This is a genomic window from Bradyrhizobium sp. LeoA1Lang, assembly GCF_055413685.1.
On the sequence record NZ_JBVAPG010000097.1, the window covers coordinates 22,971 to 31,821 of the forward strand.

General features: G+C 64.2%; 7 protein-coding genes, 1 tRNA gene and 2 pseudogenes. 8 read left to right on the top strand and 2 right to left on the bottom strand.

The window, feature by feature from the left end:
- Positions 1–29 precede the first annotated feature (29 nt).
- A complete protein-coding gene (locus ACZYOF_RS27810; RefSeq protein WP_463717786.1) occupies positions 30–749 on the top strand; it encodes a tRNA-uridine aminocarboxypropyltransferase in 720 nt (239 codons plus the stop codon).
- A 44-nt stretch (positions 750–793) separates the two neighbouring features.
- On the opposite strand, the gene ACZYOF_RS27815 is transcribed toward ACZYOF_RS27810, so the two are convergent.
- Positions 794–867, bottom strand: a tRNA-Cys gene (locus tag ACZYOF_RS27815).
- A gap of 163 nt (positions 868–1,030) precedes the next feature.
- Entirely contained in the window at positions 1,031–1,213 is a 183-nt protein-coding gene (locus tag ACZYOF_RS27820) for a hypothetical protein (RefSeq protein ID WP_130579187.1), read from the bottom strand.
- A 257-nt stretch (positions 1,214–1,470) separates the two neighbouring features.
- Here ACZYOF_RS27820 and ACZYOF_RS27825 point away from each other — a divergent pair, with 257 nt between their 5' ends.
- The 7 genes and pseudogenes from ACZYOF_RS27825 (at position 1,471) to ACZYOF_RS27855 (ending at position 8,618) form a co-directional block, all read left to right on the top strand.
- The gene (locus ACZYOF_RS27825; RefSeq protein ID WP_463717787.1) at positions 1,471–1,650 is read left to right on the top strand and encodes a hypothetical protein; all 180 of its coding nucleotides are present in this window, start codon (positions 1,471–1,473) and stop codon (positions 1,648–1,650) included.
- A gap of 260 nt (positions 1,651–1,910) precedes the next feature.
- Positions 1,911–2,813 carry an ABC transporter substrate-binding protein gene (locus tag ACZYOF_RS27830; RefSeq protein ID WP_463717788.1) on the top strand — a complete coding sequence of 301 codons (903 nt, stop codon included), beginning with the start codon at positions 1,911–1,913 and terminating at the stop codon, positions 2,811–2,813.
- Entirely contained in the window at positions 2,813–4,441 is a 1,629-nt protein-coding gene (locus tag ACZYOF_RS27835) for an amino acid ABC transporter permease/ATP-binding protein (RefSeq protein WP_463717789.1), read from the top strand. The genes ACZYOF_RS27830 and ACZYOF_RS27835 overlap by 1 nt, the downstream gene beginning before the upstream one ends.
- Before the next feature lie 52 nt (positions 4,442–4,493).
- On the top strand, positions 4,494–5,735 hold the full coding sequence (locus ACZYOF_RS27840; protein WP_463717790.1) for an acetamidase/formamidase family protein: 1,242 nt from the start codon (positions 4,494–4,496) through the stop codon (positions 5,733–5,735).
- 131 nt (positions 5,736–5,866) lie between these two features.
- Positions 5,867–6,890: pseudogene (locus ACZYOF_RS27845) on the top strand (helix-turn-helix domain-containing protein); the annotation flags it as partial.
- Between the two features lie 74 nt (positions 6,891–6,964).
- Positions 6,965–8,218, top strand: a pseudogene (locus ACZYOF_RS27850) (acetamidase/formamidase family protein); the annotation flags it as partial.
- A 16-nt stretch (positions 8,219–8,234) separates the two neighbouring features.
- On the top strand, positions 8,235–8,618 hold the full coding sequence (locus ACZYOF_RS27855; RefSeq protein ID WP_130579179.1) for a RidA family protein: 384 nt from the start codon (positions 8,235–8,237) through the stop codon (positions 8,616–8,618).
- The last annotated feature ends 233 nt before the right edge of the window (positions 8,619–8,851 follow it).

The following is an 8,851-nucleotide window of genomic DNA, read 5'->3' on the forward strand; positions in this document are numbered from 1 at the left end:
TTGGCGGCCGCGTAGCGTATAGCGGGCGGATGACGGAATCAGATCAGACAATCCTTGCCGAGCCGGTCGCGGACTGTCCACATTGCGGCAAGCCGATGCCGCTGTGCATCTGCGACAGTGTTACGCCAATCGGGAACCGGATTGGGGTCCTGATCCTGCAGCATCCGCAGGAGCAGGATAGGGCGCTCGGTACCGCACGGCTGACCGCGCGCCATTTCGAGGATGCGGTGGTACGGATCGGGCTGTCCTGGCCGAGCCTGTCCAAGGCGCTGGGGCAACCGGTGGCTGACCCGTCGCGCTGGGCGGTGCTCTATCTCGGCTCCGCCAAGGTCGCCGATCTCGACACCGAAGCCGAGGTCGTCGCCATCGACCGCAAGGGCGCACTCGAGCCGAACCAGCGCGGCATCCTCGGTCGCATCGAAGGCATCGTGCTGCTCGATGGCACCTGGAGCCAGGCCAAGGCGCTGTGGTGGCGCAATCCCTGGATGTTGAAATGCCAGCGGGTGATTCTGGGCCCCCGCCAGCCGTCACGTTACGGCCAGCTTCGCCGCGAACCGCGCCGCGATGGACTTTCCACGATCGAGGCGGCCGGCCTGCTGCTCGCCGCGCTCGAAAAGCGGCCCGACATTGCCGAAACCCTGAACGCCAGCTTTGAGCGGATGCTGGCAAGATATCGCCAGGTGCAGCGGACGATGCCGGAACTCGCCCCAAAACCGAAGAAGCGCGATTTTCGTCGCCGGAAGCGATGAAAGCGACGCCTCATCTATCAGGCGTAAGCTATTGATTGTATGAGTGGAGGCCACGACCAGAATTGAACTGGTGTACACGGTTTTGCAGACCGTTGCGTAACCACTCCGCCACGTGGCCCCAAGCGGGGCGGATCAATACAGAGGTTCAAGGACTTAGGCAACCGGCCGCGAACCGGTTCCTGCAGAATTCTGAGACTCCGGCTGCCTCGCCGGCACCGCGGTACACAGCGCCTTTCTGCAGGCGGCGATTGGATTTGGCTGGATGGCGGGAGTGGCGCTCTTTAGCAGGAGGCGAACCAGCCATCCGGAAATGGGATGAGCGGCCAGGGCGTCTGGTTGTCATTCGCGGGGCGTGGCGGCGGCTGGAAGCGCGGCAATGGCTGAGCCATGAAATCCTCCTGCGGCGTCGGGGCGACGGCTGCTCGCACGGCGTCCAACACCAGATCAAATTCAGCTTCGCTCATTGCGCTCTCCGGGGGTTGTGAGCGCAACGTCGCAAAATGGGTTTGTAGGCGGATTGAGCGGATCGCTTCAATTTTAGCGATCCGGCAGCCGCCCCCTCACTTGGTTACCAGAGTCTTGCTAGTGTCGTATGAACGCTATTGCCGGCGCGGTCCCACCGCACTGTGAGAAAAATCACATTTGACCAAAATGAATTCGCGTAAGTCGCAATCACGCCTGCGGCGGAGCAGGGCAGGTTTGAGCTTAGGGAGACGCGGTCATGAAGGCAAGCGTTACGCGACTGGCAGCCTTGAAAAGCCGCGCCCGTCGGGTGTCCACCCTCAGCCTTGTCCTCACGCTGTTCGCGGCCGGATCGGGCAACGCGCTCGGCTCGTCCGAGCAGCGCCGGGCCTGCACCCCCGACGTCTACCGGCTTTTGCCGGCGAAATCCACAACGTGAAAGCCATCATCGCCTGCCTGAGCCGCAGAAGGCCAGTCTGAGCGCCGCATGCGCCGCCGTGTTCGAGTAATGAATCGCCCGCGCCAAACGTCGGGCTGTCGCCGAATACAATTTGAGCAGCCGTTGCCCAAACCACAGGCTCGCTCCATCCAATTTTTTGTACGCCGCCAGACAAGCTTTTGCGGAGCGGTTCCCCGTAGCCTTGCCTTCGAGCTTTGGAACATGGCCGTGGCCATGACAACGTCGGAGGAGCTGGCAACATGCAGAAATGGCTTTGTGGGGAAGCACGGCGCGCGTCACTTCCGTGGCGTCGGGCGATTCTGGGCGCGATCGTCGCCGCGGGATTTCTGGCGCCGCTAAGCGCGCAGGCGGCGGCGCCGGCGGCATGCGCGGCGCTTCAGGAGAAATATCCGGACTGGAAGGGCAAGACGCTCGTCAACGCGATCAACCCGCATACGCCGGGCTATGAATCGATCGACCCGAAAGACCCCAGCAAATATATCGGCTTCGACATCGATCTCGGCGAGATGATCGGTGAATGCCTCGGCTTCAAGTTGACCTACAAGGCGGTGACGTTTGCCGCGTTGCTGACGACGTTGGCCAGCGGGCAAGCCGACATCGTGATCTCGGACATCTACGCGACCGAGGAGCGCGCCAAGGCGGCTGACTTCATCACCTATTCGAAAGTATTCGACGGCGTGCTGGTCGCCAAGGGCAATCCGAAGGGCATCAACGGCATCAATCTTTCGCTGTGTGGCGCGGCGGCGGCCGAAAATACCGGCTTCGTCGAGGTGCCGCTGGTGCAGGCCCTCGTTCCCCAGTGCAAAGCGGCCGGCAAGCCTGAGCCGACGCTGCAGCTCTACGAGAACAACGCCAACTGCATCCAGGCGATCCTGGCCGGCCGCGCCGACACCTACATCAACGACGTCAACACCGTCGATAACGCGGTGAAGGCCTACCCGGACAAGCTCGAGAAGGCGATCGCGGTGACGATCCCGTATTCGGTCGGCATCGCCGTGCCCAAGGACAAGCCGAAGTTTCGCGACGCTGTGATGGCCGCACTGACGGAGATCTACAAATCCGGCGACCAGCTCGCGCTGCTCAAGAAGTGGGGACTTGATCCCGACAATCTCAAGGAACCGGGCCTGCTGACCGTCAACTGATGTCCCTGTTCCTGCACTATCTCAGCCTGCCTTACCTGCTCGCGGGCATCGAGCTCACCCTGGAGGTGACCGCCCTCGGGCTCGCAGGTGGGCTGATCCTCGGGCTGATCCTGGCCTGGATGCAGCTCAGCCGGTTCTGGTGGCTGGCGGCGATCGCGCGCGGCTACACCGTGATCTTCCGCGGCACGCCGCTGATCCTGCAGATGGTGTTCGCCTACGACGCGCTGCCGCATATCGGCATCAAATTGCCGGCCGTGCTGGCGGCCGGCCTCGCGCTCGCCTGCAACGAGGCGCCGTTCATCGCCGAGATGCTGCGCGCCGGCGTGGTCGGCGTCGAGCGCGGACAGATCGCCGCGGGACAGGCGCTCGGCATGACGCCCGCGGTGCTGATGCGGCGGGTGATCGCGCCGCAGGCGATCCGCACCATGATCCCGGCCTTCGGCAATGAGTCCGTCAGCGCGTTGAAGAATTCGTCGCTGGCCTCCGTGATCGCAGTCCAGGAATTGACGCTGCGAAGCACGCAGCTTGCGTCCTCGACCTTCGATTTCTTCTCGATCTTCTTCGCCTCCGGCCTGATCTATCTCGTGCTGACCGGCGCAATCAGCGGCATCCAGCTCGCGTTGGAATGGTTGCTCGATCTCGATCGTACCTCGCGTGAACGCAAGCTTGCCGATTATCTGCCCTGGCGCCGGGTCGATCTCCTGACCAAGCTGGAGCTTGCCGAGAAGACCGCGCCGGCGGTCGACGTTGCGGCCGGCATAGAGCCGGAAATTCCGGTGCCGCCGTCCAGGACGCTGACGCCGGAGGAACGGGCCAGGCGCATCGCGACGATCGCGCGCAACAATATCGCGGTCGAGGTGAGGGATTTGCGCAAGAGCTATGGCGAGCAGGATGTGCTCGATGGCTTGAATCTCACGGTTCGCGTCGGCGAGGTCATCGCGCTGCTCGGACCCAGCGGCTCCGGCAAGAGCACATTGCTCCGCTGCATCAATCATCTGGAGAATTGGGATGCCGGAACGGTGCATGTCGGGGGACGGCGGCTCGGCTTCGACGACGACGGCAGGCTGCTGTCGCCGCGCGCGATCGCCGATGAGCGCGCCAACGTCGGCGTCGGCATGGTGTTCCAGCAGTTCAACCTGTTCAGCCACCTGACGGCGAAGGAGAACATCGCCGGACCCTTGCGCTGGGTCCAAGGCATGACGCGAATTGATGCCGACCGTCGCGCGCGCGAACTGCTCGACCGCGTCGGCTTGAGCCATCGCGCCGACGCACTGCCGCGGCATCTGTCAGGCGGGCAACAGCAGCGGGTGGCGATCGCCCGCGCGCTGGCGCCGAACCCGAGCGTGCTGCTTCTGGACGAGCCGACCTCGGCGCTCGATCCCGAACTCGTCAACGAAGTCCTGGAAGTGATCCGGCGGCTCGCCATCGACGATGGCCTGACGATGATCATTTCGACGCATCAGATCCGCTTCGCTGACGAAGTGGCCGACCGCGTCGCCTTCCTCAGCGGCGGTAGGATCCTCGAGGAGGGGCCGGCGCATGAAGTGCTCTCCAACCCGCGCAACCCCGTCACCGCGCGCTTCCTCAGCGTGATGGAAGCCGACAAGACGCCGGAGCCAGTGAGATGAAGCGTCACGCGCCAGAACTTCGATCGTTCCGATCCCCTGAAGAGGCACTTGCATGAGGCACTTTACCCTGCCGGTCTCGCCGGCCACCGTTCACTGGGGCTACTTCAGCAAGAAGGTTGCACCGGCGCTGACGCTGCGTTCGGGCGACCGCGCCACCATCGAGACGCTGACCCATCACGCCAACGACGATTACGAGCGGATGATCGCCGGCGATCCAGGCGCCGAGAGCGTGTTCCACTGGACACGTGAGCACAAGGCGGTGGCGCGCCGCGGCTCCGGCCCGACCCAGGGGCCGTTCATCCGCGGCGCCGGCGAGGGGCTTGGCGTGCACCTTCTCACCGGGCCGGTCGCAATTGAAAACGCCGAGCCCGGCGACGTCCTGGAGGTGCGGATCCTCGACATCAGGCCGCGCCCGAGCTGCAGCGCCTGCCACGCCGGCCGTTGTTTCGGCTCGAACGCCGCAGCCAATTGGGGCTTCCATTATCACGATCTCATCGAGGAGCCGAAGCCGCGCGAGGTGATCACGATCTTCGAGCTCGACACCTCGGGCGAGCCGTTCGCGAAAGCCGTCTACAACTACGTCTGGACGCCGCAGACCGACCCTGATGGCATCGTGCACGCCACCATCGACTATCCCGGCGTGCGGGTCGACCATGCGACCATCCGCAAGCGCGAGAACATCCTCACCGGCGTCAAGGTGCCGGCGCGGCTGCATTTCGGAACCATGGGGCTTGCGCCGTCGGAGGCCGACTATGTCAGCTCGATCCCGCCGAGCTATACCGGCGGCAATATCGACGACTGGCGGATCGGGAAGGGCGCGCGGATGTATTATCCGGTGGCCGTCCCCGGCGCGTTCTTCTCGGTCGGCGATCCCCACGCCGCGCAAGGCGACAGCGAACTCGGCGGCACCGCGATCGAGACCTCGCTGACCGGGGATTTCGAATTCATCCTGCACAAGAAGAATGATCTCGGCGGAACCGCGCTTGAGGGCCTCGCGCATCCGATGCTGGAGACTGATCATGCCTGGTCAGTCTATGGCTTCACCTATCCGAACTATCTCGCCGAGCTTGGCGTCGATGCGCAGACGGAGATTGCCAACCGCTCCAGCCTCGACCGTGCGATGCGCGATGCGTTCCGCAAGCTGCGGCGGTTCCTGATGACCGTGCACCGGCTGAGCGAAGATGAGGTGATTTCGCTGATGTCGGTCGGCGCCGATTTCGGCGTCACCCAGGTGGTCGACGCCAATTGGGGCGTCCACGGCACGATCCGCAAGAATGTCTTCAGGTGCGACTAATGCATTGAACAAGAGCGGCTTTTAATCACCACCTGGCACCTTCAGCGTCGTTTTGACGCCGCCATTTCCCGGGAGGATAACGCTTGTCTGGCACGCGGGTTGCTTCGATCGGCTCTGATTGGGTCGAGCCGATGAGCTTCCGTCCGTTCACGAGTGAATCCTACGCGCGCGACGACCGCCTGGAGGCCTGGCGGGACGTCCTGGCTGCGGTCGGGCTGCAGCCGGCTTCCGCGAGCGCATTCGACGACGGTCACGCGACGGCCTCGCATCGCAACGCCGCCGCAGGCGTGGCGCTGACGCGGATCGCCGCGGGATCGCAGGGGATCGCGCCGCTGCCGCAATCGGGCGAGGGGTTGCCGATCGCGCTGCTCCCGATCGAGGACGGCGTGATGCTGCGGCAAGGCGCGAGCCACCGTATCGTTCCGGTCGGCCATCTCCTGCTGCTGCCGCGCCAGGGCGACTGGAGCCTGATGTTCCAGCGCGATATGCGCGCGATCATCCTCTCTGTTACAGCCGAAGCGCGGCACGGCCGCCTCATCGGCAGGCCGATCGCGTCCGAAGCCCGCGTCGTCGCACCCGCCGGTCTTGCGGATGTGTTCTCGCGATTGCTGGATGCAACCTCCCGCACCCTGGAAACGCTGAGCGACGTCGAATGGGCCGCTATTGCACAAAGCCTCGTCGATCTCCTGCTGACGCTCGTGCACCAGTCCACCTCTCCCGCGTCAGAGGTCGCCGGTACCGCCACGCAAGCTGCGACCCTGCACCGGATTTGCCAGACCATCGAGCGCAACCTCGACAACCCCGAGCTTGCGCCGTCGCGTGTCGCGCAGGCGGAAGGGATTTCCGAGCGCTACCTGCAAAAGCTGTTCGAGGGCGTCGGCGACAATTTCTCGCACTATGTACGCGAGCGCCGGCTGCAGCGCGCCTGGTCCGATCTGTCGAACCTGGCGGAGGCGCATCGATCGATCTCGGAGATCGCCTATCGCTATGGCTTCAGCGACTCCGCGCATTTCAGCCGCGCGTTCCGTCATCGCTTTGGTCTGCCGCCGCGCGAGTTTCGCCAGCAGGAGGCCGAGCGCGCAGCGCCATCGTCGATCGCCGCGGGTCAGCGCGGCTGGCCGCAGGAGGCGCTTGCGCAATTGCGAACGCATCAGCCATCGAGCGTCGGCAGAAATATCGCGGCTGGCACGCCGACCCCGGCGCAGGAAGGTAAGTGCGAGGGCCGCCCAGCCCACCATCATCTCTCCGTTGACGCGAGCCGCGTGCATTGGGGCTATTTCAGCCGCACGCTTGCACCTCAGGCCGAGATCAATTCCGGCGACACGATCACGATCGAAACCCTGACGCAGCATGCCTCTGACGACCCTGATAGAATGATCGCGGGCGATCCTGGCGCCGAAAGCGTGTTCGGCTGGAGCAAGCAGCGCAAGAATGTCGACCGGCGCGGCGCCGGTCCGATGGACGCCTCGGTGTTCGGGCGTGGCGCGGGCGAGGGCTTCGGCGTGCACATCTGCACCGGGCCGATCGCCGTGAAGGATGCACAGCCCGGCGATGTCCTGGAGGTGCGCATCCTCGATATCGCGCCGCGGCCGAGCGGCAATCCGCACTATGAGGGCAGGGTATTCGGCTCCAGCGTCGCGGCGTGGTGGGGCTATCACTACAACGAGTTCCTGGCCGGCCCCAAGCCGCGCGAAGCCGTGACGATCTACGAGATCTTTCATGACGAGACGCCGCATGCGCGTGCGCTCTATTCCTACCGCTGGGAGCCGCAGACCGATCCATTCGGCGTGGTTCATACGACCTACGATTATCCCGGCATTCCCGTCGCGCCTGGTTCGGTGAGGCGCCGGCACGCCGTGCTAGACGGCATCCGCATTCCGCTACGGCCGCATTTCGGTGTGATTGCGGTCGCGCCGCGCGAGCTCGACTTCGTTGATTCCGTACCGCCGTCCTATTTCGGCGGCAACCTGGACAATTGGCGGCTCGGCAAGGGGGCGACCGTCTATCTGCCGGTCTCGGTGCCAGGCGCGCTGCTCTCGGTCGGCGATCCCCATGCAGCCCAAGGCGACGGAGAGTTGAGCGGAACGGCGATCGAATGCTCGATGACCGGCACGTTCCAGGTGATCCTGCACAAGAAGGGCAATCTGGCCGGCCAACCGTTTGCCGATCTCAGCTATCCCCTGATCGAGACCGCGACCGATTGGGTGTTGACCGGCTTCAGCCATCCGAACTATCTCGCCGAGTTCGGTGCGCAGGGGCAGAGCGAGGTTTATGCGACGTCCTCGCTCGACCTCGCGATGAAGGACGCTTTCCGCAAGATGCGGCGCTTCCTGATGAACATCAAGGGTCTCACCGAGGACGAGGCGATCGCGCTGATGTCGGCGGCGGTCGATTTCGGCGTCACCCAGGTCGTCGATGGCAATTGGGGCGTGCACGCAATCCTGAGCAAGCGGCTGTTCGAGGACGTGGCTACGTCGCCATAACAGAAGGATACCGAGATTGAAGTTTCACATGATCGCCGGCGGGCCAAAACCCGTGGCGCCCTTCAGCCACGCAGTCGAGACCGACGGCTTTGTCTTCGTCACCGGCCAGATGCCGGATACGTCCGCAACCCCCGGCGTATTGCCTGATGGCATCGTCGCGCAGACCAAGGCGGTGATGGAAAATCTGCGCGTTGTGCTCGAGGGTCTCGGTCTCGGCTTCGAGCACATCGTGATGTCGCGCATCTATCTCACGCGCTTCAAGGAAGACTACGCCGCGATGAACGAAACCTATCGCAGCTATTTCCCGCCGAACCGCCTGCCGGCACGCACTTGCGTCGGCGTCACCGGGCTTGCCTATGATGCACTGATCGAGATCGATCTGGTGTGCCGCCGGCCGTGAGTGCCGGCGAGTTCGCGATTGATCGCGCGGCCCGCCACGCTGTCCCCGCGAAAGCAGACCCATAACCACAGGGAGGTGTTGTGGCGCGAGCAAGCGGTTGCAGCGGAGCACACCACATAGGCCTGTGGTTGATGGGGTGGACGGCCCCCTACGGCATCAGTTGTGCCAGAATGAGGTTGTCGAAATCTCAAACGAGGGAGCCGTCCGTGACGCAGATTATCCGCATTGGAATG